Here is a 25,363-nt window from a genome sequence, read left to right on the forward strand (position 1 = left end):
GCTATATTGCGGCTGCAAAGGCCCGGTCATTCGCGCTTCATAGTCGCGGAGGACGGTGCGGCCGTTCCTGGAAACCCGGTTTGCTCCCATGGATATGTCCTATCTCCATCACTTTGGCAGCGCCGCCGCCACGATCTTCGTGGTCGCGACCGCCACGATGCGGACGATGATTCCGCTGCGGGTGTTTGGCATCATGGCCAATGTCCTGCTAATCGCGATCTCGATCCCGACCCACAACTATCCGACCATGGCATTGCATGCGGTACTGCTGCCGCTCAACATCTACCGCCTGCGCCAGATGCTGCAATTGGTCCAGGATGTGAAAAAGTCGGTGAACTCGGACCTGTCGATGGAATGGCTGAAGCCGTTCATGACCAAGCGTCCCTGTAAGGCCGGTGAGGTGTTGTTTTACAAGGACGAGAAGGCCGAAGACATGTTCTACATCGTCAGTGGCCGTTATCGTCTCGTCGAATCCGGGATCGAATTGCCGGTCGGCGCCATTGTCGGTGAACTCGGCATGCTGTCGCCCTTGAACGAACGCACCCAGACGCTGGAATGTATCGAGCCCGGCATGGTGCTCAGCGTCAGCTACAGCCAGGTCGAAGAGCTCTACGTGCAGAATCCGGAATTCGGTTTCTTCTTCCTGCGTCTCGCCAGCGCGCGATTGTTCGAGAATATCGACAAGCTGGAAGCGCGTCTGATGAAGCAGGACGCGCCCGCATTGCCCATGGCGCCGCAGCACGCATAAGCATCAGGACGTCCCGTGGCAGGTTTCATCAACGTCATCCGCTCCACGCTCGCCGAGCTGGCGAACAGGAGCGAACCTGCAGCGCCGGTTTTGCCGGTGGGGCTGCCGGCTGCGGTGCGTCCTGTGGCGGAAGATGGCGTGGCCCTGTTGATCAACTATCAGAGCGCAGTCTACGCGCAGCTCTACAGCGACCGGCTGCGTCGCTTTGTCGGACGGCGCAACGTCAGCGACGAGTTGTTCAGCGAGATTGCGCGGCTGCTCACGATGCGCATGAGCTATCACGACCCGATCCGCATTGCGCAGCTCAAGCTGCAGGAGCCCGTGATGCCCGGCCGGCCGCCCGTCGTCGACAGGCGGCGTTTTCGCCTCGACGAGTTGGTGTCGGCATTGCCGGAGATCGTCGGCGATCCCCTGATGTGGGCGCTCGAGCGCATCTATTGTGCGCATCGCACGGTGCCGATCCGTTTCAGCAAGGCGAGCATCTGGGGCATCAAGCGCCTTGAGTTCGAATCCTGGCTGCGACGTTGGCGCCTGTTGTCGACGCGTTATGAAACCGAGCGCGTCTGGGTCGAACGCTGGCTGCACATGATTGATCGGGCACTGACCAAGCAGCCGGACGCGGCAATGGCCATCGTGCAGACGGCAACCATGATCGAAGGTTACGGCACGGGCTATCGGCAGGGCATGGCCGCCTGGCATCAGATCATCGACGGACTGGCCAAGCCGGCTTTCGACGGGACGCTGGTGATTGCCGATCTGCCGGACGCAATCACGCGTGCGCGTGCGGTGCCGCGCGACCCGAAGGGTGACCAATTACGCAAGGCGATCGGCGAGCTCCGCGCGCATGCCGTCCTGAACTAGCGAGAAAGTGGAACGTGCGCAGTGTTTTCCCGACCAGGCTGGCTCTGCAGGAAGCGGTGGGTTTTCGGTTCCGCGGCGTGCATTCCCGGTTTCGGAGTGTCATAAATAGGGCGAGTGATCGGGCCGGCTAAGCGGGCCAGCCTGTCGTGACCGGTGAGAGGGACGTCAGCTTGTTGTTTCCTGCAATGTCGTCGTCGATTGCTCTGGGCGGGCTCGTCGGGTGGATGCTCGTCCTCACCGTCAAGCACGTGATCGCTGATTTCCTGCTGCAAAACGCCTGGATGGCGATAGGCAAGGATCAGCGGACCGGTTGGGCGCTGCCGCTGCTGGCGCATTGCGCGATCCATGGCGTGCTGACGACGCTGTTCATTGCCGTTGTACAACCCAAGCTCTGGTTCCTGGGACTGGTCGACTTCGCGATCCACATCACCATCGATCGGCTCAAGGGCATCTGCGTATCGCATTTCGGTGTGACGCAGGGCCATCGCTGGTTCTGGTGGCTGATCGGCATCGATCAGGCGCTGCATCACCTGACCGACTTCTTCCTGGCCATCTTCATCGTCGCCAACAGCTGATGCGCGTTTGAACGCATCAAGTTCCAATGTGGCGGTAGCAGGGCACGGCTGCCACATTTTAAACTGTTACTCAAGAGTCGCACGCTGCCATTAAGGCTGTTGGTTAACCCTGCGTTAGGAAATTCAACCGCATCCTCATTAACGAGGAGAAACCCCATGCGGTCCAGCCGTCAAGCTTTTGAGAACGATTTTTGCCCCGTCGAGGAAGATCTGCTCGGTGCAATGTATCGTGCAAATGAAAATGGCCTGCCCCATCTCGTGGCCAGCGTTTCATCCGATGTCCGCGCGATGCTGGCTCTGTTCTGCTATCGCCGCAGTCATCTTCACGCTTTGGCAATTTCGATCGCATCGAGCTGCAGCGAGCGTGAGCTGATCGAATTCGGTGGCCGCGTTGGTTCCACGCTCTACGCGCTGTCACACGACACGGCCGTGGCGCGTCCTTCGGTGTCGGCCTATCACAACCGCAAGGCCATCACGCTGTCGACCAAGCCGCTCTCGACGCTGGCGCCGATGGATGATGATCTCGACGACGAGCTGGATGACAAGGAATTCGCTCACGCCGTCACGGCGTAAGCTGACATCAACTACTCTGCGGCTGCCAGAATTGGCAGCCCGTGCCGGCGCCGCGCCATGGCGCATTCGGGATCGCCAGGCATGCAGGTCCGGCACACGTCCGGTCTGACAGCGTAAATCCCACAGGCTGTGGCCTCTCCAACCTTTCCGGTCAATGCGCTGCAGCGGTCTCCGTCGCAGCGCATTCCCGATTCACGATCGTTGACATATTTGGCCGGGATCAGATCGAGATCGGCATCGTCCTCGATGGTGAAACGCGGCCAGTTGCTGGAATACGAACAGCACGCACCACAGGCCTGGCACGGGCTGGCGTCGCTGATCGTGGTGGCATCGCTTGTCATGCCGCGGTTTATCCCGATCGGGCCGGTTCCGCCAGCCGTGCAGATGCAGGTTCGGCTGTTTCAGGTATCCTGTGGCCGCTCCCAGCTCAGCGTCTTGCGCCATTTGCTGCGCAATGCTTCACGCCGCTCCGGATACTTCTCATCGAGGAAATGGGCCTCGATTGCGCGATCGGTTCGAAAACTGCGGAAATCCTGGCGGAGCTCGCACCACGCCGCTAGCAGCCGCACCGCTTCCAGATAACCCACCGCGATCGGCCAGACGATGCGCTCGCTGTCGCGACCGGCTTCGTCCCGGTAAAGCAGCCGGACCTTCTTGCCCGCATGAATATGCGCGCGCATCTGCACCATATCCATGCTGTCGGCGGTGCCGCGGAAATGCGGCCGTGCGCGGCTCGCGGGTTCCAGCACGAAGGGGCGCAAGCGCTCGGGCACGGTGTCCGCGATCTTCGCGATGAGATTCTGTGCCGCCTTGGCCAATGCCGGATCGGCGTGCCCCATCACCCATTGCGCGCCGAGCACTGCGGCTTCGATCTCGTCGGGTGTCAGCATCAGCGGCGGCATGTCGAAGCCGCGTTCGAGGATATACCCCATGCCGGCTTCGCCGCGGATCGGGACGCGTTGCGCCATCAGTGTCGCGATGTCGCGATAGATCGTCCGCTTGGACGTTTCCAGTTCGGCTGCAATGGCATCCGCCGTCAGCGGCTTCCGCGTGCGCCGAAGCACCTGGATGATCTGAAACAGGCGGTCGGCGCGTCTCATGGTCGTCCCTCTATCTTTGTTGGCAGATGTCGATGCTGACAGCATGTTGGCAGCAGGGGGCAGTCATACAGGGTCCAGGTTCAAACGAACGAAGGATTCTGCAATGACCGCTTTCGATAGCCTCGCCGTCTTTTCGCATGATGACCGGCTCTGGCGCATCCGGGCATGGCTGCTGGAACGCGCCATTCTCGCCCTGTCGGGAGACCTCCGCTGGGCCCTGATCGGGCTCGGCTGGCGCATGGTTTCCACCGCGGCGGTCCAGACGCGTGTCTGGGTCGCCGGCGCGACCCGGCGTGACGGCTGCTGACACCACGGTGGCAGCAGCGACTGCCTAGTCTCTTGTCCTTATCACTTGGAGAAACCACATGATCGTCCTTCACGGCGCAGGTGCAGGCTTTGGCCTGCCGGAAATCAGCCCTTTCGTTACTAAGACGGAAGTCCAGCTCAAGATGGCCGGCTTGCCCTATGAGAAGCAACCGGCACGGCCGCAGGATTCGCCGAAAGGGCAGATGCCCTATATTGATGACGGCGCTGAGTGCATTGCCGACTCCACCTTTATCCGCGCCTATATCGAACGCAAATATGACGTCGATTTCGATAGGGGTCTCGATCTCGCCCAGCGCGCTCAGGCCTGGGCGATCGAGCGGATGATCGAGCATCATCTCTACTGGGCACTTGTCGGGGTGCGCTGGGTCGATGCCGATAACTTCGCCAAGGGACCGTCGCATTTCTTCGACGGCATTCCCGAAGCGCAGCGCGACGAGATTCGTGCATCCGCGCGCAAATCCGTCATTCAGAACCATCTGGCGAATGGCCTCGGCCGGCATCCTGCCGATGAGGCGCTACAACTCGCGGATCGTTCGCTGATGGCTCTGTCGGTGCTGCTGGCCGGGAAGTCTCACTTGATGAGCAACCGCCCGGCGGGTGTCGATGCGACCGCATTCGGCGTTCTGGCCGGGATCATGTCGCCGTTGTTTCCGTCACCCCTGCAGCGTCAGTTGCACCGCTACGGCAACCTCGTCACCTATGTGGATCGGATGATGGCAGAGTATTATCCCGAACACGTCTGGCAGTGCAGCGTCGCTGCCTGAGGCTGTGTCGCCTTCAATGCGGCGACGCTGCCCCCTTCAGCGTCGCCAGTTCTGCTTCCAACTCCGCAATTCGCGCATCGCGCGCTGCCAGTACTGCTGCAACATCGGCGGCATCGAACTTCTGCGGGATATGTTGCGGGCAATTGGTGTCCCACGCGGCGATCGTGAACAGGATCACCTGTTCCGGCTTGGCACGATAACCTTGCGGCATTAGCGACGCCAGCAGCGCCGGATCGTCCTCGACCACCCGCGCGGTGCCCCAGAGCTTGACGCGTCGGCGATGTGCATAATCCATGATGAAGATGTTGGCCTTGGGATTCTCGGCGAGATTGCCCTGGGTGATGTATTGCCGATTGCCGCTATAGTCCGCAAAGGCCAGCGTCTGCTTGTCGAGGATCTTCACGAAGCCCTTCGGTCCGCCGCGATGTTGCATGTAAGGCTGGCCGTCAGCGCTGGCGGTAGCCAGAAAGAAGCTGTTCGCCTCGGCGAGAAACGCTGCGAGATTGTCGTCGATCTCGGTGCGCCAGCCGCCGTTTTCCTCGACATGCGCGTAGCCGGAACGCGACCCCTTGCGCGTCTGGATCGCCTTGACGGTCGGCGTGAAGGCAATGTCGCTGGAATAGGTGTGGATGTCTGACATGACTTACTCCCTGATTGGAGCTTGGGACGGGATGCGTTCCCGCCGCCCCAAGTTGGCTATTTCCTTGCACAAGAACAATCATCGGAATTGACACTTCATTATTGCTGGATATGAAATGGTTCGATGGATCGCATCGAAGCCATGACCGTCTTCGTCGCCGTGGCGGACCTGCAGGGGTTTGCGCCTGCGGCCCGCAAGCTCGGACTCTCCGCGTCGGCGGTCACCCGCATGGTGGCGGCGCTGGAGGAACGGCTGGGCGCTCGCCTGCTGCAGCGGACCACGCGCTCGGTGATGCTGACCGATGTCGGCGCGCGCTATCTGCAACGAGCGCGCCAGATTCTCGCGGATATCGAGGAAGCCGAAGGCTCCGCACAGGCCGAACGGGCCAAGCCGACCGGGCGTCTGGTCGTCTCGGCGCCAGTCGGCTTCGGGCGGCTGCATGTGACGCCGCTGATCTCGGCCTATCTGCAGCGCTATCCCGATGTCTCGGGTGAATTGCGGCTGACCGATCGCATGGTCGGCCTGGTCGAGGACGGCATCGATGTCGCGGTGCGGATCGGCGATCTCGCCGATTCCAGCCTCGTGGCGCGCAACCTCGGCACCATGTCGCGCATCGTGGTGGCGTCGCCGGATTATCTGGCGCAGCGCGGCCAGCCGACGGCACCAGAGGATATCGCAAAGCACGACACGATCCAGTTCGGTTCGATCGCGTCAGCGCCGGAATGGCGCTTCGTGCGTGATGGCCGGGATGTTCGCATCACGCATACGCCGCGCTTCACCACCGACGTCGCCGATGCCGCCATCTGGCACGCCGAGCACGGTGGCGGCCTGACTCGCGTGCTGGCCTATCAGGCTGCGGAGGGGCTGGCGGCGGGACGGCTGAAGCGCGTGCTGACGAAGTTCGAGCCGCCGGTGGTGCCGATCCACATCGTCTATCCGACGTCGCGGTTGCTATCGGCTAAAGTGCGCGTCTTCATCGACCTTGCCGCCGAAACCTGCCAGTGGGATTTCAGCAAGCGATAGCTTCGCTACGTTTTTGGCGGGGCCACGCTGAACGTGCCATTCGCTCGGGCGCAAGGCTCGCCGTCTGCCGTGATTAGTGCCTGCGCAAAGCAGAGACGCTTGCCGGTCTTGATGACCTCGGTGTCGATCTGCAGCCATTGCCCGATCTGCGCGGAGCCGAGAAAATCGGCGGAGAGATTGACGGTGAGCAGCCGTGTGCCGCCTCCGAGCACATGGCCACAACTCAGGCCCATCGCATTGTCGGCCAGCGCCGTGATCAGCCCGCCATGCGCCATGCGGCGCGAATTGGTATGCGCTTCAGCAATGCGGAGGCCGAGGATGACATTGGTCTCCGTCACCTTTGAATAGATCGGTTCCCACGGCGTGGTGAGGGGGCTCTTGCGATAGTGTGGCGCGAAGCCGTCGGGGATCGCGGTGTCGGTCATGGCACATCCATCTGGATTGTTTGCGCCATAGAAACGAAAGCACGCGCAAAGGACAGGCCAACAAAGTTTGAAACGGCTTTATCCGGCCGTTTAAAACAACGCGGCGTCTACGATCCTAATACGGCAGTCCCACATAATTTTCCGCCAGCGACGCTGTCGCGACATCCGAATGTACGACATAATCCAGCTCGGCCTGCTGCAGCTTGGTGCCGAAACCGTCATTGTCGGGAAAGCGATGCATCATCGATGTCATCCACCACGAAAAGCGCACGGCTTTCCACACGCGCTTCAGCGCGATGGCCGAATAGAAGTCGAGACCGCTCGAGGATTTCTCGTCATAGAATTCGCGCAGCGCCATCGACAGGTAATGGACGTCGGAGGCCGCGAGGTTGAGCCCCTTGGCGCCGGTCGGCGGTACGATGTGGGCGGCGTCGCCGGCGAGGAACAGTCTGCCGAAGCGCATCGGTTCCGCGACAAAACTACGCAGCGGCGCGATGCTCTTCTCCAGCGATGGGCCGGTGATGAGGCTTTCGGCGGCCTCCGTGTCGAGGCGACGGCGCAACTCGTCCCAGAACATGTCGTCGGTCCAGCTCTCGACTTTTTCGTCGAGGGAGCACTGGACGTAATATCGGCTGCGCGTCATCGAGCGCATCGAGCACAGCGCGAAGCCGCGTTCGTGATTGGCGTAGATCAGCTCATGCGACACTGGCGGCGTATCCGAGAGCAGGCCGAGCCAGCCGAACGGATAGACGCGCTCGAAAGTCTGCATGGCGGACGCCGGAACGCTCTGGCGCGAGACGCCGTGGAACCCATCACAGCCGGCAATGAAATCGCAGGCGATCTCGTGGCTTACGCCGTCCTTGACGTAGCGGACGCGGGGGCTTGTGCCGTCGAAATCGTGCAGCGAGACATTGTCGGCGTCATAGACCGTGGTCAGCCCGGCCTTGTCGCGGGCGTCCATCAGGTCGCGGGTGACTTCGGTCTGGCCGTAGACGGTAACGACCTTACCGCCGGATGCCTTCTTCAGGTCGAGGCGGTGGCGAATTCCGCCGAATAGAAGTTCGATCCCGTCATGGATCAGGCCTTCGTGATGCAGGCGCTCGGTAATCCCCAGCTTTTCCAGCAGGCCAACGGTGCCCTGTTCGAGCACGCCGGCGCGGATGCGGGCGAGGACATAGTCCCGATCCTTGCGCTCCAGAATGACGTTATCGATCCCATAGGCATGCAATAGTTGCCCTAGCAACATTCCAGCCGGACCAGCTCCAATGATGGCAACTTTTGTTCGCAACGCTTGCTCCCGCGGTTGATATAGGCTCTGTCGTCCGACTGAGTTGACAAGTCAAGCGGGGTCGCGACACTGGCTCCGCAACGCGTGCTATCGCACCGCTTGCAAGGATGATTATAACATATAACAATATTCGCAAAGGGCCATTCAAGGTCCGGTGAACAGGTTCGTGAGAACACGTCCAAACGGGCGTAGAGGGAGAGACGTCGATGAAAAGGGCAATCTTTGCATTGCTGGCGGCTGGCTGTCTGACGACTGCAATGAGCCCGGCGCAGGCGCAAGACAAAACCGTCAATATGAAAGTATCGCTGTGGGTGCCGCCGGCGCATCCGCTGGTGCCGGCCACACAGGCCTGGGCGGCCGATATCGAGAAGGCCTCGGGCGGCAGCATCAAGATGTCGGTATTCCCCTCCGAACAGCTCGGCAAGGCGTTCGACCATTACGACATGGCGCGCGATGGTATCGCCGATATCACCTATGTGAATCCCGGCTATCAGCCCGGCCGTTTCCCCATCGTGGCCGCGGGCCAGCTGCCCTTCGTGTTCTCGGACGGCAAGAAGGGCACCCTCGCGCTCAACGAGTGGTATCAGAAATACGCCAAGACCGAGATGAAGGACACGAAGCTGTGCTTCGCTTTCATCCACGATCCCGGATCGATCCACGGCAAGAAGAAGATCGTAGTGCCGTCAGACCTCAACGGCGTGAAGGTCCGCCCGGCGCAGAGCACCATCGGCGAAATGGTCAAGCTGTTCGGCGGAACCAATGTGCAGGCCTCGGCGCCGGAATCGCGCGATGCGATCGAGCGCGGCGTTGCTGACGAGATCGCGTTCCCGTGGGGCTCGATCTTCCTGTTCGGTATCGACAAGGTGGTGAAGTATCACATCGACGTGCCGCTCTATTCGACGGTGTTCACCTACAACATCAACCTCGCCAAGTATAATTCCATGTCCGCAGCGCAGAAGAAGATCATCGACGATCACTGCACACCGGAATGGGCCTCCAAGGTCACCGATCCCTGGGTCGACTTCGAAGCCAATGGCCGCACCAAGATGAAGGCGCTGCCGGATCACGAAGTCTACAAGCTGACGCCCGAGCAGCTCGCCGAGTGGAAGAAGGGCGTTCAACCGCTCAACGCCGCCTGGGCTGCGGCCGTGAAGAAGGCCGGCGGCGATGCCGATGCCATCGACGCCGACCTCAAGGCGATGCTGAAGAAGCACGACGCGGGGCTGTAGCTTTCCGCCGAGTCCGTTGATCGCACGGACCTCTCACCACGTCATGGCCGGGCTTGACCCGGCCATCCACTTTCCTTCGCCACCCAGAAGATGAATGCCCGGGTCATCTAGTGAAGTTCGCTTCGCGCTGCCCGGGCATGACGATCGAGAGGGCGGAGGCTGGCTTCTCCTCTTGAGCATTGTGACATCGACGATGACCGCCACGTCCGAAATCTCCCAATCCAGCGCCCTCGGCATTCCGCCGGAGCCGCCCCGCAAGAACGTGATGGATCGCTTTATCGATTCCATCGAGTGGATTGCCGCGTTCTTCGTCGGTATCGTCGCGCTGAACACTTTCATCGCGGTGTTTATGCGAAAATTCTTTGCGGTCACGATCCCCGATTATTACAATATCGGCCAGTTCATGCTTGGCGTGCTGATCTTCTGGGGCATCGCCGCGACGTCCTATCGCGGCTCGCACATCACCGTCGATCTGGTCTGGGCCAATGCCACGCCAAAGTATCAGCGCTGGATCGACGTGTTCGCAACCTTGGTGCTGCTGTTCGTCGTGACCGTGCAGACCTACACGCTGTTCGACAAGGTTGTGGACACCTATTCGAGCCACATCGTCACCATGGATCTGCAACTACCGGTCTGGCCGTTCTTCCTGCTGTCATGGATCGGCGACGTTTCGGCGGTGCTGTTGATCGCGATCCGCACTTACAGGCTGATCTTCCATCCGGAAGAGATGCATGAACCCGAAATCAAGACGGCAGAGTAAATCGCATGGATCTCAGTAACGAAGCGGTTGCCGTCATCGGCTTTGTCAGCCTGTTCGTGTTGATGCTGTTGCGCGTGCCGGTGGGTATGGCAATGGGGCTCGTGGGCATCACGGGCTTCGGCTATCTCACTGGTTTTGCGCCAGCGCTGAAACTGGTCGGCCAGACTACCATGCGGACAGTGACGGACTATTCCTTTGGCGTGATCCCGATGTTCCTCCTGATGGGCGCCTTCGTCTCGGTGTCGGGTATCAGCCGTGAACTGTTTCGCGCGGCCAACACCTTTGTTGGCCACTGGAAAGGTGGGCTGGGCATCGCGACTATCGCCGCCTGCGGCGGCTTCGCTGCGATCTCCGGCTCGTCGGTGGCGACGGCTGCGACATTCTCCGCCGTTGCCTATCCGGAAATGCGCCGTTTCAATTATCCGCAGAGCTTCGCCACAGGCGTCATCGCCGTGGGCGGCACGCTCGGCGCGATGCTGCCGCCGTCCACGGTATTGGCAGTTTACGGCATTATTACCCAGCAAGACATAGGCAAGCTGTTCATCGCCGGCATCGTGCCGGGCCTGCTCGCTATCGTCATGCACATGATAACCATTGCGATCATCGGCGTGGTCAAGCCGGGCTTCTTGCCGGCTGGCCCGAAAGCCTCGTGGCGCGAGCGCGCCGCGGCGATCCGCGATGTCTGGTCGCCATTGTTGCTGTTCGTCTTCGTGATTGGCGGCCTTTATGGCGGCTTCTTCATCCCGACCGAAGCCGGTGCGGTCGGCGCGGTCGGCGCCTTCATCATCGGCGTGCTGCGCGGCAAGCTGAACAAGGACGGCATCCTGCAGTCACTACTGCAAGCGACGCGGACCGCGGCCGCCGTGTTCACCGTGCTCATCGGTGCGCTGTGCTTTGGCTATTTTCTCACCATTACCCAGACCCCGCAGCACGTCACCGAGTTCCTCACCGGCCTCGGCATCGGCCCCTACGGCGTGCTGGCGCTGATCCTCCTGATGTATCTGGTGCTGGGCTGCCTGATGGATGCCATGGCCATGGTGATCCTCACCGTGCCGATCGTGTTTCCGGTGATCATGGCGCTTGGTTTCGATCCGATCTGGTTCGGCATCGTCATCGTCATGACCGTCGAGCTCGGCCTGATTCATCCGCCGGTCGGCATGAACGTGTTCGTCATCAAGAGTGTGATCAAGGACGTCAGCATGTCGACGATATTCAAAGGCGTGCTGCCATTCGTGGTTACCGACCTGATCCGTCTCGTGCTGCTGATCCTGTTCCCGCTGATTGCCACTTGGCTGCCGATGCGGATGATCGGGTGATGTTGTGACCACACCGCAGCTTGCGACGAAATATGTCTTCAGCCTGTCGATCAAGGTTGGCACGCCGATCGTGGCCGGTGATCTCGGATATGGCATCCGTCGCGTCATTCCGGTCCTTGGCGGCACTGTGCAGGGCGAGGGCATCAAGGGTACGATCCATTCGGGCGGCGCCGATTTTCAGATTATCCGTCCGGATGGCTTCACCGAGCTGGAAGCGAAATATACGTTCGAACTCGATGACGGCGCCGTGGTCTATATTGAGAATATCGGTGTCCGCTTCGGGCCGAAAGAAGCACTCGACCGCATCGCTCGGGGCGAGGCGGTCGATCCCGCGCTGATCTACTTCCGCTCGGTGCCGAAATTCGAGACAGGGCATCCCAGCTATCGGTGGCTGATGCAGAACCTGTTCATCGGCGTCGGCGCACGGCATCCCGATCGCGTCGAACTCGCGGTGCATCAGGTGCTGTAGGGCTCCATCCTCTCCGCTGTCATTGCGAGGAGCGAAGCGACGCGGCAATCCAGTTCTTGGCTTTCTGGATTTGTTTCGCTTCGCTCGCAATGGCGGAGGTGGCAGCTTACTTTCTCCGCAATTTCTGGTGTTAAATCTCCATCGACCGGCAAAAAGCCGGCGTTACACAGGGAGGCGACGATGCTGAGAGCTTGGGTGCTTGGATCTGCGATTTCGCTACTGATGGCTGTGCCTGCGCTGGCGCAGGACTGGACCAAATCGAAATGGGGGCCGAACGATGAGATCGGCGCCGCGAACTACATGAAGCCCGATCTGGTGAAGTCGGCCGCGCAGCTGGTGAAGACCGGCAAGACCTATGCACTCGGCATTCCGGTGGGCGCGGACACGCCGGCCTATCCGCCCCGCGGTTTCAAGATCACCGTGGTGCAGCCCGGTCAGGCCGGCAACCCCGGGCTCGGTCCCAATCACGCGACCTACAACGACGACATGCTCAACGGCTGGGTCGGCGTCGGCAGCCAGATGGACGGGCTCGGCCATCTCGGCGTCAATCACGTCTACTATAACGGCAACAAAATTGCAGACTTTGGTGATCCTACTGGCCTTAAGAAGCTCGGCATCGACAAGGTGCCGCCGCTCGTCACCCGTGGCGTGCTGCTGGACATGGCGGCCTACTACAAGACCGACGTGGTCAAGGAAGGCACTGCTTTCAATGTCAAGGAAATCGAGGAGGTCGCCAAGGCGCAGGGCGTTGAGATCAGGCAAGGCGACGTCGTGCTGTTCCACACGGGATGGCTCAGCCTGCTCGGCAAGGACGATAAACGCTACAATGCCGGCGAGCCCGGCCTTGGCGCCGAGGGCGCTAAGTATCTGACCAGCAAGGGTGTCGTCGCGGTCGGCGCCGATACCTGGGGCGTCGAGGTGCTGCCGTTCGAAACCGGCAATGTATTTGAAATCCACCAGATACTTCTGGCGATGAACGGGACTTACATCCTCGAAAACATGGATACGTCCGAACTGGCCAAGGACAAAGGCTACGAATTCCTGTTTGTGCTTGGTCAGCCCCGCTTCAAGGGCGGTGTACAGAGCATGATCAACCCGGTGGCGATCCGCTAGCCCCGGTAATAGAGGCGATCCGGTCTATCAGGCGAGACCGGATCGCTGTCGCACCAGAATACCTGACTTTATGCGGGACGAGATCAGCCTATTGCACCGCAAGATTGACTCATGCGCTATTCGTTATAAGATATAATTATTCTAGCTAGGACCTAATCGCGCTCATGAACCAAGCCGTCGCCGCTACCGCTGCCATGCTCCAGATCGAAACCCAAGGCCGCGTGCTGATCGTGGGCCTGAACCGTCCTGCCAAGCGCAACGCGCTGAACGATGGACTGATCCTGGACATCGAGCGTTGCTTCGCGTCGCTGCCCGAGGAAATCGGTGCCGTCGTCGTCCACGGCATCGGCGGGCATTTTTCCGCGGGTCTCGATCTGTCCGAACTCACCGAGCGCGACGCGACAGCCGGCTTGATGCATTCGCGGATGTGGCACCGGGTGTTCGATATCATCCAGCATTGCCGCGTGCCGGTGATTGCAGCGCTGCAGGGTGCGGTCATCGGTGGCGGCCTTGAACTGGCTTGCTCCGCGCATATTCGCGTTGCCGATCCCTCGGCCTATTACGCGCTGCCGGAAGGCAGTCGCGGTATCTTCGTCGGTGGTGGCGGCTCGATGCGTCTGCCGCGCCTGATCGGTGTGCACCGGATGGCCGACATGATGCTCACCGGCCGTGTTTACAAGGCGGAGGAAGGCATGGCGCTCGGCTTCGCCCAGTATCTGACGGAAGCCGGCGGCGCCTTGCCCAAGGCCATCGAGCTTGCCGAGCGTGTCGCACAGAACGCGCCGTTGACAAATTTCGCCGTGCTGCAAGCCTTGCCGCTGATCGCCGAAGCCAGTCCGCAGACAGGCCTGATGCTCGAAGCGCTAATGGCCTCGGTGGCGCAGAGCGATCAGGAGGCAAAAAATCGCATCAGGGATTTTCTGGAGCGCAAGGCCGGCAAGGTGAAACCCGGCTAATCCGGCAAGACGACAACGAACAAAAATAAAAACAACAATCGGGACGAATACACAGGGCGGAAACAATGTCTGCAAGTGCCGACAAGATCGATCAGACAAAGCGCGCGACGACGGCGCATCCGCTGCGGCCGATTTCCTATGGCGATCCCGCGGTCACCATCGATCGGCGCGATGACGGCACCATCTATCTGCGTCCGACCAATGCCATCGGCGACTATCCGGAGCGTGTCACCGACTATCTGCATCACTGGGCCAGGGAAGCGCCGGATCGCGTCTTCATGGCTGAGCGCGCGGAAGGCGGCGGCTGGCGTGAAGTCACTTACGCGCAGATGCTGGATGCGGCGCGCCACATCGCCTCGGCGCTGCTGTCGCGCGAGCTGTCCGCCGACAAGCCCATCGTCATTCTCTCCGGCAATTCCGTCGATCATGCACTGATCGCCTTCGGCGCGCTCTATGCCGGTATCCCCTATGCGCCGGTGTCGCCGGCCTATTCGCTGGTGTCGAAGGATTACGGCAAGCTCGGCTATCTCATGAAGCTGCTGACGCCGGGGCTGGTCTTCGTCGAGGACGCCAATGCGTTCACGAACGCCATTCACTTCAACGTACCGGCCGACACCGAAGTTGTCGTTTCCACCGGCGCTCTGCCGGACCGGCGCGTGACCAAACTCTCCGATCTGCTCGTGACGCCGGAGGCCGCCAATCTCGACGCTGCGAACGCAGCCATCGGTCCGGATACCATTGCGAAGTTTTTGCTGACCTCCGGCTCCACCGGCAATCCGAAGGCCGTGATCAATACACAGCGCATGATGTGCGCCAACCAGATCATGCTGCGCGATACACTGGCCTTCCTGAAGGACGAGCCGCCGGTGATCATCGACTGGCTGCCATGGAATCATACATTTGGCGGCAATCACAATATCGGGCTGACGCTGTTCAATGGCGGTTCGATGTATCTCGACGACGGCAAGCCGACGCCCGCGGGTATCGAACAGACAATTCGTAATCTCCGCGAGATCTCACCGACAGTCTATTTCAACGTCCCTAAGGGCTATGAATCGCTGCTGCCCTATCTGCGCGAAGACGCAGAGTTGCGCGAAAAATTCTTCACCCGCCTGCATGCGATGTTTTTCTCGGGCGCTGCGCTGTCCGCCTATGTCTGGGACAGTCTCGATGAGCTGTCGGTTCAGACCACTGGTGTGCGCGTGCCGATGCTGACGGGTCTCGGCGCGACCGAAACCTCGCCTTTCTTCATGTGCGTCAATCCCGCGACCAGCCGCTCCGGTCATGTCGGTCTCCCGGTGCCAGGCAACGATGCCAAGCTGGTGCCGAACAACGGCAAGATGGAAGTGCGCGCCAAAGGGCCGAACATCACGCCGGGCTATTGGCGCGAACCGGAACTGACCGCGAAGGCGTTCGACGAGGAAGGCTATTACATCTTCGGCGATGCGCTGAAGGCCGTCGATCCCGATGATCTCTCTGCCGGCTTTGATTTCGACGGTCGCATCTCCGAGGACTTCAAACTCGGCAGCGGCACCTGGGTCAGCGTCGGCCCGCTTCGCGCGCGCTTCGTCGGCACCTGCGCGCCACTGGTCCGCGATGTCGTCATCGCTGGCATCAACCGCGATGAACTCGCGGCTCTCGTAATCCTCGATCTCGATGGCTGCCGTGTCATCAATCCTGACTTGCCGGCTGGCGATCTTGCCGCGGCAGCCAATGATCCGATCATCCGCGACGCGTTCCGTGAGCGCCTCGCACGTTTCATGGCCGGTGCTACCGGCTCGTCCACGCGGATTGCCAAGGCGGTGCTGCTCGACACTCCGCTGTCCATCGATCGTGGTGAGGTCACGGACAAGGGCTCGGTCAATCAGCGCGCCGTGCTGGAGCATCGCGCCAGGTTGATCGACGATATTTATGGGAATCCGGAAGTTGCGAAAGTGATCGCGATCTAGTTGAAAGCCGCCAATGAACGGCAGAGAAATCGAACAGGGGAGGACATCATGCAATTGAAGAACCAGGCCGCTATCGTCACGGGTGGCGCTTCCGGTCTCGGCGCTGCGACCGCCCGCAGGCTCGCCGCGCAGGGCGCGAAAGTCGCGCTGCTCGATCTCAACATCGCCCTCGCCGAAGCCGTCGCCAAGGAAATCGGCGGTGTTGCCATTTCCTGCGACGTGTCCGACGCCGCCTCCGCTGAAGCCGCGGTCGCCGCCGCCGCCAATGCGCACGGCCCGGCGCGTGTGCTGGTGAACTGCGCTGGCATCGGCGTCGCCAAGCGCGTGATCGGCCGCGATGGTCCGATGGCGCTCGGCGATTTCGACAAGGTCATTCGCGTCAACCTGATTGGCTCGTTCAACATGATCCGCTTGGCAACGGACCCGATGTCCAAGCTGGAGCCGCTGGAGACCGGCGAGCGCGGCGTGGTGATCTCGACGGCCTCGGTGGCGGCCTATGACGGCCAGATCGGCCAGTCCGCCTATTCGGCCTCCAAGGGTGGCATCGTCGGCATGACACTGCCCATCGCCCGCGAGATGGCCCAGTTCGGCATCCGCGTGCTGACCATCGCGCCGGGCCTGTTCATGACGCCGCTTTTGGCGGGCCTGCCGCAGGAGGCGCAGGACAGTCTCGCCGCAGCGATCCCGTTCCCACGCCGGCTCGGCCATGCCGACGAATTCGCGTCTCTCGCACTGCACATGATCGACAATCCGTATCTCAACGGCGAGGTGGTCCGGCTCGACGCCTCGCTGCGCATGGCGCCACGTTAAGCCTGCGGCAAAGCATCAGTGCGCCAGCCCTTTACCGGTACGGGCGCACTGACCTAAAGAAGGGGCTGATAAGCCAGCCGAACTTTGATTTAGCTGAAGCCATAAAAAATGACTCTGAGGGAGAGACCCATGACCAAGCATCACTTGGCGATCGCGGCTGTTGCCGCATCGCTGGCACTCGCTGCACCGGCTTTTGCCCAAACCTCCGACATCACTATCGGCATCACCACGTCAACCACGGGCCCCGCGGCGGCGCTGGGCATTCCCGAACGCAACGCGCTGGAATTCGTGCCGAAGGAAATCGGCGGCGTGCCGCTCAAGATCATCGTGCTCGACGATGGCGGCGATCCGACCACCGCGACCACCAATGCCCGCCGTTTCATGACCGAATCCAAGGCCGACATCATCATGGGTTCGGCGGTGACGCCAACCAGCATTGCGGTGTCCAACGTGGCCAACGAAGCTGGCATCCCGCATTTCGCCCTGTCGCCGCTGCCGATCACGCCGGAACGCGCCAAGTGGTCGGTGGCCATGCCCCAGCCCGTGCCAATCGTCGGCAAGGTGATGTACGACCACATGAAGTCCAAGGGCATCAAGACCATCGGCTATATCGGCTATTCCGATAGCTACGGCGATCTGTGGTTCAACGATCTCAAGACCCAGGCGGTGCCGATGGGCATCAACATCGCGGCGGAAGAGCGTTTTGCCCGTCCGGATACGTCGGTCACCGGTCAGGTACTGAAACTGCTTGCTGCCAATCCTGACGCGATCCTGGTCGGCGCCTCCGGCACCGCCGCCGCGCTGCCGCAGACCGAATTGCGCGACAAGGGCTACAAGGGCCTGATCTACCAGACCCACGGCGCCGCCTCGATGGACTTCATCCGTATCGCCGGCAAGGCCGCCGAAGGCGTGCTGATGGCCTCCGGCCCGGTGATGTATCCGGAAGGCCAGGCCGATACGGCCCTGACCAAGAAGCCCGGCATGACGCTCAACACCGCCTATGAGGCCAAATACGGCCCGAACAGCCGCAGCCAGTTCGCCGGCCACTCCTATGACGCCTTCGAGGTGCTGAAGCGAGTGATCCCGACGGCGCTGAAGACCGCCAAGCCTGGCACTCCGGAGTTCCGCGAGGCGATCCGGCAGGCGCTGCTCACCGAGCGTGAGATTGCCGCCACCCAGGGCGTCTACAACTTCACGGAAAAGGATCGGTATGGTCTGGATGAGCGTTCGCGCATCTTGCTGACGGTGAAAGACGGCAAATACGTTCTCGCCCAGTAATGCAGATCTGACGGAGGGCAGTGGCGCGAAGCGTCTTTGCTTCGCCGGCATTTTTCGATAACAAGGCCGGCCCTCGCCAGAGGGTCGGCTTTTTGCTGTGCGCGAGCCTTCGCGCGGCCACAACCAGCGCCACGTCTGCCGGTATCGCTGCCGCTTTCGGCGCTCTCCGCTTCCACACGAGAAAGATAAGACATGTCTAAGCTTCATCTGGCGATCGCGGCTGTTGCCGTCTCGCTGGCGATTGCCACCCCGGCCGAAACCCAGACTGCCGACATCACCGTCGGCATCAGCATTTCCACCACGGGCCCCGCGGCCGCGCTGGGCGTGCCCGAGCGCAACGCGCTGGAATTCGTGCCCAAGGACATCGGCGGCGTGCCGTTGAAGCTGATTGTGCTCGACGACGGCGGCGATCCGTCCATCGCCACCACCAACGCGCGCCGGTTCGTGTCGGAATCCAAGGCCGACATCATGGTCGGCTCGTCGATCGTGCCGTCCTCGGTCGCCATGTCGGCGGTCGCCAACGAAGCCGGTGTGCCGCATTTCAGCCTGTCGCCGATGCCGTTTACGTCAGCGCGTGTGAAGTGGTCGGTGGACATGCCGCAGCCAGTCGAGATCGTCGGCAAGGTCATGTACGACCACATGAAGGTCCACGGCGTGAAGACCATCGGCTATGTCGGCTATTCGGACAGCTATGGCGACCTGTGGTTCAACGACCTCAAGGCGCAGACATCAGCGATGGGTATGTCCATCGTCGATGATGAGCGCTTCGCGCGTCCGGATACGTCGATCACCGGCCAGGCGCTGAAGCTGATTGCAGCTAATCCCGATGCCATCCTGATCGGCGCCGCCGGCACCGGTGCCGGCATGCCGCAGTCCGAACTGCGTGACCGCGGCTACAAGGGCCTGATCTATCAGACCCATGGCGCCGCCTCATCAGACTTCATCCGCATCGCCGGAAAATCTGCCGAAAACGTGCTGATGGCTGCGGGTCCCGTGATGTATCCGGAAGGCCAGCCGGACTCGGCGCTGACCAAGAAGCCCGGCCTTGAACTCAACGCAGCCTATGAAGCCAAATACGGCGCCAACAGCCGCAGCCAGTTCGCCGGTCACGCCTATGACGTGTTCGAAGTGCTGAAGCGCGTCGTGCCCGTGGCGTTGAAGACCGCTAAGCCCGGCACCCCGGAATTCCGCGAGGCCATCCGCCAGGCGCTGATGAGCGAGAAGGAAATCGCGGCCACCCAGGGCGTCTACAACTACACCGAAAAGGACCGCAACGGCGTCGATGACCGTTCGCGGATCCTGCTGACGGTCAAGGACGGGAAGTACGTTCCGGCGAAGTAAGCGCTGAACTCAAGAAACGAAAAAGCCGGTTGTCGCGAGACAGCCGGCTTTTTCATATGATCGAGATCAGATTGCGCTCGCGCCTTCGTGCTGAAAGCCAAGATAGCTCGCCACCACGCGCTGGTTGCTGGCGATATCGCTGGCGGCGCCATCCAGGATGAACTCGCCGAGCTCCATCACATAGGCACGGTCGGCGATCTTCAGTGCCGCCTGCGCATTCTGCTCGACCAGCAGCACTGAGACGCCGGCAGCCTTCAGCTCGCTGACGATGCGGAAAATGTCGGCGACGATGATAGGGGCGAGGCCGAGGCTTGGTTCGTCGAGCATCAAGAGCTTTGGCGCGCCCATCAGAGCACGGCCCATGGCCAGCATCTGCTGTTCGCCGCCCGAGAGTGTGCCGGCGAGCTGCTTGCGGCGCTCCTTCAGGCGCGGAAACAAATTGTAGACGTGCTCGAACGAGCGGGCGGCGGTGGCCTTGTCGATGCGGAAGGCGCCGAGCAGCAGATTGTCTTCCACATTCATCGTGGCGAACAATTCGCGATGTTCGGGCACGAGGCTGAGGCCGGCAGCGACGCGGTCCTCGATGTCGATCTTAGAGACGTCCTGTCCGGCGAATGTCACGCCACCCTTCAGCGGAAGGATACCCATCACCGCATTGAGCAGCGTGGTCTTGCCGGCGCCGTTGGCGCCAATGATCGTGACGATCTCGTCGGCGCGAACCTCGAGATTGACCGCACGCACGGCCTCGACCTTGCCATAGGCGACATGCGCATCGGTGACTTGCAGCAATGCGCTCATGCGACCGCTCCCAGATAGGCCTTGATGACGTCGGGATTGGTCTTGATGTCGGCAGGCGTGCCCTCGGCGATCTTGGTGCCGAAATCGAGCACTACGATGCGATTGGCGAGATTCATGACGAAGCCCATATCGTGTTCGACCAACAACACCGACATGCCGCCGTCGCGGAGCTGGCGCAGCAGCGTCGCGAGCCGTTGCTTTTCCATGTGGCGCAGGCCGGCGGCAGGCTCATCCAGCAGCAGCAGCATCGGATCGACGCACAGCGCCCGGGCGATCTCGACGATGCGCTGCTGGCCGAGTGACAGGGATCCTGCGAGTTGGTTCATCTGGTCACCGAGGCCGACGCGTTCGATCTGCTTGGCAGCTTCCGCGAGCAGCTTCGCTTCGTCGGCGCGGTCAAGCCTCAGCATGCTGGCGATGGCGCCCGAACGTCCGCGCAGATGCGCACCGAGGGCGACGTTTTCCAGCACGGTCATGTCGGGCACCAGCTTCACATGCTGGAAGGTGCGGGCAATGCCGAGCTTGACGATCTCCTGCGGCGGCGCGCCGGACACACTCTTGCCGAGTACCGCGACCTTGCCGGCGGTCGCGGCCAGTACGCCGGTGATAAGGTTGAAGGTCGTGCTCTTGCCGGCGCCATTGGGGCCGATCAAAGCGACGATCTCGCGCGCCTGCACATTGAACGACACGTCGTTGACGGCGACGACGCCGCCAAACTGCTTGCGTGCCTTGTCGACCTGCAGCAATACGCCGGTGTCCGGACGGTGGTCGTTGCGGGCGGGCAGTGCATCGGCTGGCGTGGGGCGCTTGCGGCTGTCGCCAGACGGCAGCCACGCGGTCAGCCACGGCCACATGCCGGTCGGCGCGAGCTGGAGCAGCGCGACGAGCAGGATGCCGAACACGATGGTTTCGAGCTGGCCGCCGCCCCCGCCGAAGATCAGCGGCAGATAGCTTTGAAGCACTTCCTTGAGGATCACGACCACGGCCGCACCGAGCACACCGCCCCAGACATAGCCCGCGCCGCCGACCACTGCGATGAACAGATATTCGATACCGAGATGCGGTCCGAACGGCGTCGGATTCGCAGCGCGCTGGAAATGCGCATAGAGCCAGCCGGACAGGCCGGCGAGTACTGCTGCGTAGATGAAGACCAGGAGCTTCGCGCGCGCCGTCTGCACGCCGAATGCTTCGGCTGCGATATGGCCACGACGTAGCGCGCGGATGGCGCGGCCGGTCCGCGAGTCCAGAAGGTTCATGGACAGCAGCGCGCAGATGATGACCGCGATCCAGATCGGGAAATAGATCGAGCCGGGATCCAGCATCTTCCACGTGCCGATCGACAGTGGCGGGATGCCCGAAATGCCGTCGTTACGGCCGAGGAATTCCAGCTTGCTGAACAGATAGAACAGGCTGATGCCCCAGGCGATGGTGCCGAGCGGAAGATAGTGGCCCGACAGACGCATGGTGATGATGCCGAGCAGTACCGCGGCGAGGCCCGAGACGATCAGCGACATCGGCAGCGTCAGCCACGGCGACATGCCATAGGCGGTGGTGAGATAAGCCGTCGTATAAGCGCCGAAACCACAGAACGCCGCCTGGCCGAATGAGGTCAGGCCGCCCACGCCGGTGAGCAGCACGAGGCCCATGGCGACGAGCGCGGCGAGGCCGATATTGTCGAGCAGCACGATCCAGAACGGCGGCACGCCCGGCACGAACGGGATCGCGGCCATTACCAGCGCGAAGACGAGAATGGGAAGGAGACGCTGTTGCATGGCGCTTAATCCTTCTCTTCTTCGACTTCAGGTGCGGCGAGCGAGCGCAGCACCAAAACCGGAAGGATCAGCGTGAAGACGATGACTTCCTTGTAATTGCTCGCATAGAAGGACGAGAATGCCTCGACGCAGCCGACCAGGATCGCGGCCGCGGCGGTGAGCGGATAGCTGACGAGGCCGCCGATGATCGCGGCGACGAAGCCCTTCAGGCCGATCAGGAAGCCGGTGTCGTAATAGAGCGTGGTGATCGGGACGATCAGGATGCCCGAGATGGCGCCGATGACCGAGGCCAGCAGGAATGCGATCTGACCCGACAGTGAGGTGCGGATGCCGGCGAGGCGAGCACCGAGGCGGTTTACCGCCGTGGCGCGCAGTGCTTTGCCATAAAGCGTGTAGCCGAAGAACAGCCACAACCCGACGATCAGAGCGATGGTGATGCCATAGACGGCGATGCTCTGGCCGGTGAAGCGCAGCGCGCCGATGGTGATGGCGTCAGACGAGATCGCAGGGCCGCGCTGGCCTTCGGCGCCGAAGAAGACGAGGCCAAAACCCTGCAGCGCGAGGTGGCAGCCCACCGAGGCGATCAGCAGTACCAGAACCGATGTGTGGGCGATCGGCTGGAACGCGATGCGATAGAGATAAAGGCCGATGGCGGCGACGATCAGCAGCGACAGCGCGATGTTGAGGGCGATATTCCCCGGCCGTCCACCCAGCGCCCACATCACGCCCCAGATCGCCAGCGGGAACACGATATTGACGGCAATCGAGCGCAGTACGCGCCTGGCATGGAGCGCCTTGCGGAAGGTGAAGAGATCGAAGGCAAAGGCCACGACGCCCATGGCGACGGCGAGCTTGATGGTGCCCGGCATCTGGCCGGCCGAGAGGCTGGCATAGGTCAGCGCGCCAAAGGTGATGAATTCGCCCTGGGGGATCAGGATGATACGTGTGACCGCAAAGACCAGCACCAGGGCCAGCCCGAGCAGCGCATAAATCGCGCCATTGGTGATGCCGTCCTGCAAAAGGAACAGCAAAATCGTCGTATTCAAAGCCGCGCGCTCCCCCACACTGTCTGGCGCGCCGGATACCACAGGCGCGGGACGATCAACAATGGCGGTTGAAACCCGCCCTCTATTTGATATACTTCATAACGATTATTGAACATAATCTCAAGGCCTGTCGCACGTCGACCAGGTGTTTCATTCAAGCCGCCGGGTATCGCGGAAAGCGAGCGATGACTGTTTCAAAGATGACGTCTCAGGATCAAGCCAAGCAGGTCGCGCCCGTCGGGTTCGACGAGGAGGGCGGTGCGCTACAGCTCGGCGAACTGTCCGAACTGCTAGGCTATTCGCTGAAACGTGCGCAGTTGAAAGTGTTTGAAGACTTCCTACGCTGCATGGCGCCACTGCAGCTGACGCCGGCGCAGTTCTCGGTGCTGCTGCTGCTGGACAAGAACCCAGGCCGCAACCAGACCGAAATCGCCAATACGCTCGGCATTCTCCGTCCGAATTTCGTTTCGCTGCTTGACGCTCTCGAGAGTCGCGACTTGCTGACGCGGATGCGCTCGCCGAGCGATCGCCGCTCCCATGTGCTGATGCTCACCGACAAGGGGCGTGCCACGCTGGCCCGTGCCAAGAAGCTGGTGGCGACGCGGCATGAAGCGCGGCTGATCGAGGTGCTGGGGCCGGCCGAGCACAAAGCGCTGCTGGGCATGATGGCGAAGATTGCACGGGACTTTTAGCCAAACACCCGCCATTCCGGGGCGGGACCGGCGCCGCAGGTGACGGGACCGAGCCCGGAACCTCGACATGTGACACTCATATCGGGATTCCGGGTTCGCGACCGCTAAGTGGCGCTCGCGGCCCGGAATGACGAGATAGTCTCAATCCACCAAAATCACCCTGACATCATTCACATTGGTCAGCGTCGGCCCGGTCTGCAGCAGATCGCCTGTCGCGGTGAAGAACGTCGTCGCGTCGTTATTCGCCAGCGTTGCCTTCGCATCGAGCTTCTGTGCGCGCATTGCCTCGAACGTACGCGCATCGATGACCGCGCCGGCGGGATCGCTGGCGCTGCCGGCGCCGCCATCGGCGCCGTCGGTGTCGCCGGCGAGCGCGACGATGCCGGTGGTATCCTTGAAAGCATCCGCGAGCGCCAACGCGTATTCCTGGTTCGGGCCGCCACGGCCGTTGCCCGTGACGGTCACAGTGAGTTCGCCGCCGGAGAGGATCGCGAGCTTCTTGCCGTCGGCCTTGGCCTTAAGCGCCAGCTTCGCATGCTCGGCGGCAACCTCGCGGGCTTCGCCTTCCAGGTCGGCGCCGAGATCGATGATCTCATAGCCTGCATCCTTCGCGACCTTGATCGCGGCATCCAGCGACTCCCGCGGCCGTGCGATCAGCTCAAACCGTGCGCGCGCGAACGCCGCGTCATCCGGCTTCACGCTTTCATTGGCCTCATCGCTGAGCGCCGCCCGTACCGCGTCATCGATGGCGAGATTGAATTTCGCGATGATGGCGCGGGCATCGGCCAACGTTGTTGTATCCGGCACCGTTGGTCCCGACGCGATCACTGCGGGATCGTCGTGCGGCACGTCGGAAATCGCCAGCGTCACGATCTCGGCCTTCTGCCCGGCACGGGTGAGGCGGCCGCCCTTGATGCGTGAGAGATGCTTGCGCACGGTGTTGATCTCGCCGATCACGGCGCCGGAGCGCAGTAGCGCGCGGTTGAGCTGCTGCTTCTGCTGGAAGGTGATGCCCGCCACTGGCGCGGTCCAGTTGGCGGAGCCGCCGCCGGAAATCAGCACCAGCAGCAGGTCGTCCGCGGTGGCTTCCGCTGCGAGCTTGAGGCTGTCGTCGGCACCCTTGAGGCCCGCTTCATCGGGCACGGGATGGCCGGCCTCGACCACACGGATGCGCCGTGTCGGCACCCCATGGCCATGGCGCGTGGTGGCGATGCCGGTGAGGCGCGCGGGATCGAGTTTCAGCGTGTCGAGATAGTGCTTTTCCGCGGCGGCAGCCATGGCGGCGGCGCCCTTGCCGGCGGCGAGGCAGATGATGCGGCCCTTCGGCGGCGCCGGCAGGTGGGCGCTGAGGATGACATCGGGATGGGCCGCAGCAACTGCGGCATCGAAAATTGCGCGGAGCAGGGGGCGTTTGTCGGTCATGGCGGGGTTATGCCGCTCTACGGCAGGGACGGCAAGCGCTTCCCCTCGCCCCCGGACGCGGCGCAGCCGCGACTGGTGGGAGAGGGTG

The 25,363-nt window shown here is 61.9% G+C and carries 27 protein-coding genes; 18 read left to right on the forward strand and 9 right to left on the reverse strand.

Annotated elements, in window-relative coordinates:
- Positions 1–88: 88 nt before the first annotated feature.
- The 4 genes from LPB73_RS03880 to LPB73_RS03895 all read left to right on the forward strand — a co-directional run bounded on the left by LPB73_RS03880 (position 89) and on the right by LPB73_RS03895 (position 2,757).
- On the forward strand, positions 89–748 hold the full coding sequence (locus tag LPB73_RS03880) for a Crp/Fnr family transcriptional regulator (RefSeq protein ID WP_089265467.1): 660 nt from the start codon (positions 89–91) through the stop codon (positions 746–748).
- Positions 749–763: 15 nt separating this feature from the next.
- A complete protein-coding gene (locus LPB73_RS03885) occupies positions 764–1,609 on the forward strand; it encodes a DUF6537 domain-containing protein (RefSeq protein ID WP_115030234.1) in 846 nt (281 codons plus the stop codon).
- Positions 1,610–1,779: 170 nt separating this feature from the next.
- Complete coding sequence (locus LPB73_RS03890; RefSeq protein WP_068735395.1) at positions 1,780–2,184, forward strand: DUF3307 domain-containing protein; 405 nt, start codon at positions 1,780–1,782, stop codon at positions 2,182–2,184.
- Between the two features lie 156 nt (positions 2,185–2,340).
- Positions 2,341–2,757 carry a hypothetical protein gene (locus LPB73_RS03895; protein WP_068735003.1) on the forward strand — a complete coding sequence of 139 codons (417 nt, stop codon included), beginning with the start codon at positions 2,341–2,343 and terminating at the stop codon, positions 2,755–2,757.
- Positions 2,758–2,768: 11 nt separating this feature from the next.
- Here LPB73_RS03895 and LPB73_RS03900 read toward each other — a convergent pair whose 3' ends face one another.
- Together LPB73_RS03900 and LPB73_RS03905 are read right to left on the reverse strand one after the other, a co-directional pair.
- Positions 2,769–3,098, reverse strand: a complete 330-nt coding sequence (locus LPB73_RS03900) for a YkgJ family cysteine cluster protein (protein WP_175368268.1) — start codon at positions 3,096–3,098, stop codon at positions 2,769–2,771.
- 60 nt (positions 3,099–3,158) lie between these two features.
- Positions 3,159–3,857, reverse strand: coding sequence for a helix-turn-helix transcriptional regulator (locus tag LPB73_RS03905; RefSeq protein WP_231079686.1), 699 nt, complete (start codon positions 3,855–3,857; stop codon positions 3,159–3,161).
- 103 nt (positions 3,858–3,960) lie between these two features.
- Between LPB73_RS03905 and LPB73_RS03910 the strand changes: the two genes are divergently transcribed.
- Positions 3,961–4,164: a hypothetical protein gene (locus LPB73_RS03910; protein WP_231079687.1), complete on the forward strand. Its 204-nt coding sequence runs from the start codon at positions 3,961–3,963 to the stop codon at positions 4,162–4,164.
- Between the two features lie 58 nt (positions 4,165–4,222).
- The gene (locus tag LPB73_RS03915; protein WP_231079688.1) at positions 4,223–4,948 is read left to right on the forward strand and encodes a glutathione S-transferase family protein; all 726 of its coding nucleotides are present in this window, start codon (positions 4,223–4,225) and stop codon (positions 4,946–4,948) included.
- 13 nt (positions 4,949–4,961) lie between these two features.
- Here LPB73_RS03915 and LPB73_RS03920 read toward each other — a convergent pair whose 3' ends face one another.
- Entirely contained in the window at positions 4,962–5,588 is a 627-nt protein-coding gene (locus tag LPB73_RS03920; RefSeq protein ID WP_175368272.1) for a pyridoxamine 5'-phosphate oxidase family protein, read from the reverse strand.
- 123 nt (positions 5,589–5,711) lie between these two features.
- Here LPB73_RS03920 and LPB73_RS03925 point away from each other — a divergent pair, with 123 nt between their 5' ends.
- Positions 5,712–6,611, forward strand: coding sequence for a LysR family transcriptional regulator (locus LPB73_RS03925; protein ID WP_231079689.1), 900 nt, complete (start codon positions 5,712–5,714; stop codon positions 6,609–6,611).
- A gap of 5 nt (positions 6,612–6,616) precedes the next feature.
- Here LPB73_RS03925 and LPB73_RS03930 read toward each other — a convergent pair whose 3' ends face one another.
- Positions 6,617–7,036 carry a PaaI family thioesterase gene (locus LPB73_RS03930; protein WP_231079690.1) on the reverse strand — a complete coding sequence of 140 codons (420 nt, stop codon included), beginning with the start codon at positions 7,034–7,036 and terminating at the stop codon, positions 6,617–6,619.
- Positions 7,037–7,151: 115 nt separating this feature from the next.
- A complete protein-coding gene (pobA, locus tag LPB73_RS03935; protein ID WP_231079691.1) occupies positions 7,152–8,324 on the reverse strand; it encodes a 4-hydroxybenzoate 3-monooxygenase in 1,173 nt (390 codons plus the stop codon).
- A 206-nt stretch (positions 8,325–8,530) separates the two neighbouring features.
- On the opposite strand from pobA, the gene LPB73_RS03940 reads away from it, so the two are divergent.
- From LPB73_RS03940 to LPB73_RS03985, 10 genes are all read left to right on the forward strand, one after another.
- Positions 8,531–9,553, forward strand: coding sequence for a TRAP transporter substrate-binding protein (locus LPB73_RS03940; RefSeq protein ID WP_089265456.1), 1,023 nt, complete (start codon positions 8,531–8,533; stop codon positions 9,551–9,553).
- Between the two features lie 265 nt (positions 9,554–9,818).
- A complete protein-coding gene (locus LPB73_RS03945; protein ID WP_231081064.1) occupies positions 9,819–10,313 on the forward strand; it encodes a TRAP transporter small permease in 495 nt (164 codons plus the stop codon).
- A 5-nt stretch (positions 10,314–10,318) separates the two neighbouring features.
- Positions 10,319–11,629 (forward strand): TRAP transporter large permease, encoded by a 1,311-nt coding sequence (locus LPB73_RS03950; protein ID WP_089265454.1) that lies wholly within the window; start codon positions 10,319–10,321, stop codon positions 11,627–11,629.
- Between the two features lie 4 nt (positions 11,630–11,633).
- On the forward strand, positions 11,634–12,098 hold the full coding sequence (locus LPB73_RS03955) for a DUF3237 domain-containing protein (protein WP_231079692.1): 465 nt from the start codon (positions 11,634–11,636) through the stop codon (positions 12,096–12,098).
- Positions 12,099–12,278: 180 nt separating this feature from the next.
- Positions 12,279–13,211: a cyclase family protein gene (locus LPB73_RS03960; RefSeq protein WP_231079693.1), complete on the forward strand. Its 933-nt coding sequence runs from the start codon at positions 12,279–12,281 to the stop codon at positions 13,209–13,211.
- 164 nt (positions 13,212–13,375) lie between these two features.
- Positions 13,376–14,167: a crotonase/enoyl-CoA hydratase family protein gene (locus LPB73_RS03965; protein WP_184511528.1), complete on the forward strand. Its 792-nt coding sequence runs from the start codon at positions 13,376–13,378 to the stop codon at positions 14,165–14,167.
- Positions 14,168–14,232: 65 nt separating this feature from the next.
- Positions 14,233–16,116, forward strand: coding sequence for a feruloyl-CoA synthase (locus tag LPB73_RS03970; protein ID WP_231079694.1), 1,884 nt, complete (start codon positions 14,233–14,235; stop codon positions 16,114–16,116).
- Between the two features lie 48 nt (positions 16,117–16,164).
- Positions 16,165–16,926, forward strand: coding sequence for an SDR family NAD(P)-dependent oxidoreductase (locus tag LPB73_RS03975; RefSeq protein WP_089265449.1), 762 nt, complete (start codon positions 16,165–16,167; stop codon positions 16,924–16,926).
- Between the two features lie 129 nt (positions 16,927–17,055).
- Positions 17,056–18,204, forward strand: coding sequence for an ABC transporter substrate-binding protein (locus tag LPB73_RS03980; protein WP_093756840.1), 1,149 nt, complete (start codon positions 17,056–17,058; stop codon positions 18,202–18,204).
- A 192-nt stretch (positions 18,205–18,396) separates the two neighbouring features.
- Entirely contained in the window at positions 18,397–19,545 is a 1,149-nt protein-coding gene (locus LPB73_RS03985; protein ID WP_231079695.1) for an ABC transporter substrate-binding protein, read from the forward strand.
- A gap of 66 nt (positions 19,546–19,611) precedes the next feature.
- Here the strand turns inward: LPB73_RS03985 and LPB73_RS03990 are convergent, their stop codons facing one another.
- From LPB73_RS03990 to LPB73_RS04000, 3 genes are read right to left on the reverse strand one after another with little or no spacing between them, the layout of a single operon-like run.
- Complete coding sequence (locus tag LPB73_RS03990) at positions 19,612–20,343, reverse strand: ABC transporter ATP-binding protein (protein ID WP_231079696.1); 732 nt, start codon at positions 20,341–20,343, stop codon at positions 19,612–19,614.
- Positions 20,340–22,115 (reverse strand): ABC transporter permease subunit, encoded by a 1,776-nt coding sequence (locus LPB73_RS03995; protein ID WP_231079697.1) that lies wholly within the window; start codon positions 22,113–22,115, stop codon positions 20,340–20,342. Before LPB73_RS03995 ends, LPB73_RS03990 begins: the two co-directional genes overlap by 4 nt.
- A gap of 5 nt (positions 22,116–22,120) precedes the next feature.
- Entirely contained in the window at positions 22,121–23,161 is a 1,041-nt protein-coding gene (locus tag LPB73_RS04000) for a branched-chain amino acid ABC transporter permease (RefSeq protein ID WP_175368285.1), read from the reverse strand.
- 185 nt (positions 23,162–23,346) lie between these two features.
- Between LPB73_RS04000 and LPB73_RS04005 the strand changes: the two genes are divergently transcribed.
- Positions 23,347–23,853 (forward strand): MarR family winged helix-turn-helix transcriptional regulator, encoded by a 507-nt coding sequence (locus LPB73_RS04005; RefSeq protein ID WP_120291784.1) that lies wholly within the window; start codon positions 23,347–23,349, stop codon positions 23,851–23,853.
- A 141-nt stretch (positions 23,854–23,994) separates the two neighbouring features.
- Here the strand turns inward: LPB73_RS04005 and LPB73_RS04010 are convergent, their stop codons facing one another.
- Positions 23,995–25,275 carry a glycerate kinase type-2 family protein gene (locus LPB73_RS04010; protein ID WP_231079698.1) on the reverse strand — a complete coding sequence of 427 codons (1,281 nt, stop codon included), beginning with the start codon at positions 25,273–25,275 and terminating at the stop codon, positions 23,995–23,997.
- Between the last annotated feature and the right edge of the window lie 88 nt (positions 25,276–25,363).

It is taken from the genome of Tardiphaga sp. 37S4, assembly GCF_021044645.1.
Classification (GTDB): Bacteria; Pseudomonadota; Alphaproteobacteria; order Rhizobiales; family Xanthobacteraceae; genus Tardiphaga; species Tardiphaga robiniae.

Coding starts and splice junctions, on each gene's coding strand:
- LPB73_RS03880 (WP_089265467.1), top strand. CDS start 89: ATGGATATGTCCTATCTCCATCACTTTGGCAGCGCCGCCGCCACGATC.
- LPB73_RS03895 (WP_068735003.1), top strand. CDS start 2,341: ATGCGGTCCAGCCGTCAAGCTTTTGAGAACGATTTTTGCCCCGTCGAG.
- LPB73_RS03900 (WP_175368268.1), bottom strand. CDS start 3,098: ATGACAAGCGATGCCACCACGATCAGCGACGCCAGCCCGTGCCAGGCC.
- LPB73_RS03905 (WP_231079686.1), bottom strand. CDS start 3,857: ATGAGACGCGCCGACCGCCTGTTTCAGATCATCCAGGTGCTTCGGCGC.
- LPB73_RS03910 (WP_231079687.1), top strand. CDS start 3,961: ATGACCGCTTTCGATAGCCTCGCCGTCTTTTCGCATGATGACCGGCTC.
- LPB73_RS03915 (WP_231079688.1), top strand. CDS start 4,223: ATGATCGTCCTTCACGGCGCAGGTGCAGGCTTTGGCCTGCCGGAAATC.
- LPB73_RS03920 (WP_175368272.1), bottom strand. CDS start 5,588: ATGTCAGACATCCACACCTATTCCAGCGACATTGCCTTCACGCCGACC.
- LPB73_RS03925 (WP_231079689.1), top strand. CDS start 5,712: ATGGATCGCATCGAAGCCATGACCGTCTTCGTCGCCGTGGCGGACCTG.
- LPB73_RS03930 (WP_231079690.1), bottom strand. CDS start 7,036: ATGACCGACACCGCGATCCCCGACGGCTTCGCGCCACACTATCGCAAG.
- LPB73_RS03940 (WP_089265456.1), top strand. CDS start 8,531: ATGAAAAGGGCAATCTTTGCATTGCTGGCGGCTGGCTGTCTGACGACT.
- LPB73_RS03945 (WP_231081064.1), top strand. CDS start 9,819: ATGGATCGCTTTATCGATTCCATCGAGTGGATTGCCGCGTTCTTCGTC.
- LPB73_RS03950 (WP_089265454.1), top strand. CDS start 10,319: ATGGATCTCAGTAACGAAGCGGTTGCCGTCATCGGCTTTGTCAGCCTG.
- LPB73_RS03960 (WP_231079693.1), top strand. CDS start 12,279: ATGCTGAGAGCTTGGGTGCTTGGATCTGCGATTTCGCTACTGATGGCT.
- LPB73_RS03965 (WP_184511528.1), top strand. CDS start 13,376: ATGAACCAAGCCGTCGCCGCTACCGCTGCCATGCTCCAGATCGAAACC.
- LPB73_RS03970 (WP_231079694.1), top strand. CDS start 14,233: ATGTCTGCAAGTGCCGACAAGATCGATCAGACAAAGCGCGCGACGACG.
- LPB73_RS03975 (WP_089265449.1), top strand. CDS start 16,165: ATGCAATTGAAGAACCAGGCCGCTATCGTCACGGGTGGCGCTTCCGGT.
- LPB73_RS03980 (WP_093756840.1), top strand. CDS start 17,056: ATGACCAAGCATCACTTGGCGATCGCGGCTGTTGCCGCATCGCTGGCA.
- LPB73_RS03985 (WP_231079695.1), top strand. CDS start 18,397: ATGTCTAAGCTTCATCTGGCGATCGCGGCTGTTGCCGTCTCGCTGGCG.
- LPB73_RS03990 (WP_231079696.1), bottom strand. CDS start 20,343: ATGAGCGCATTGCTGCAAGTCACCGATGCGCATGTCGCCTATGGCAAG.
- LPB73_RS03995 (WP_231079697.1), bottom strand. CDS start 22,115: ATGCAACAGCGTCTCCTTCCCATTCTCGTCTTCGCGCTGGTAATGGCC.
- LPB73_RS04005 (WP_120291784.1), top strand. CDS start 23,347: ATGACTGTTTCAAAGATGACGTCTCAGGATCAAGCCAAGCAGGTCGCG.
- LPB73_RS04010 (WP_231079698.1), bottom strand. CDS start 25,275: ATGACCGACAAACGCCCCCTGCTCCGCGCAATTTTCGATGCCGCAGTT.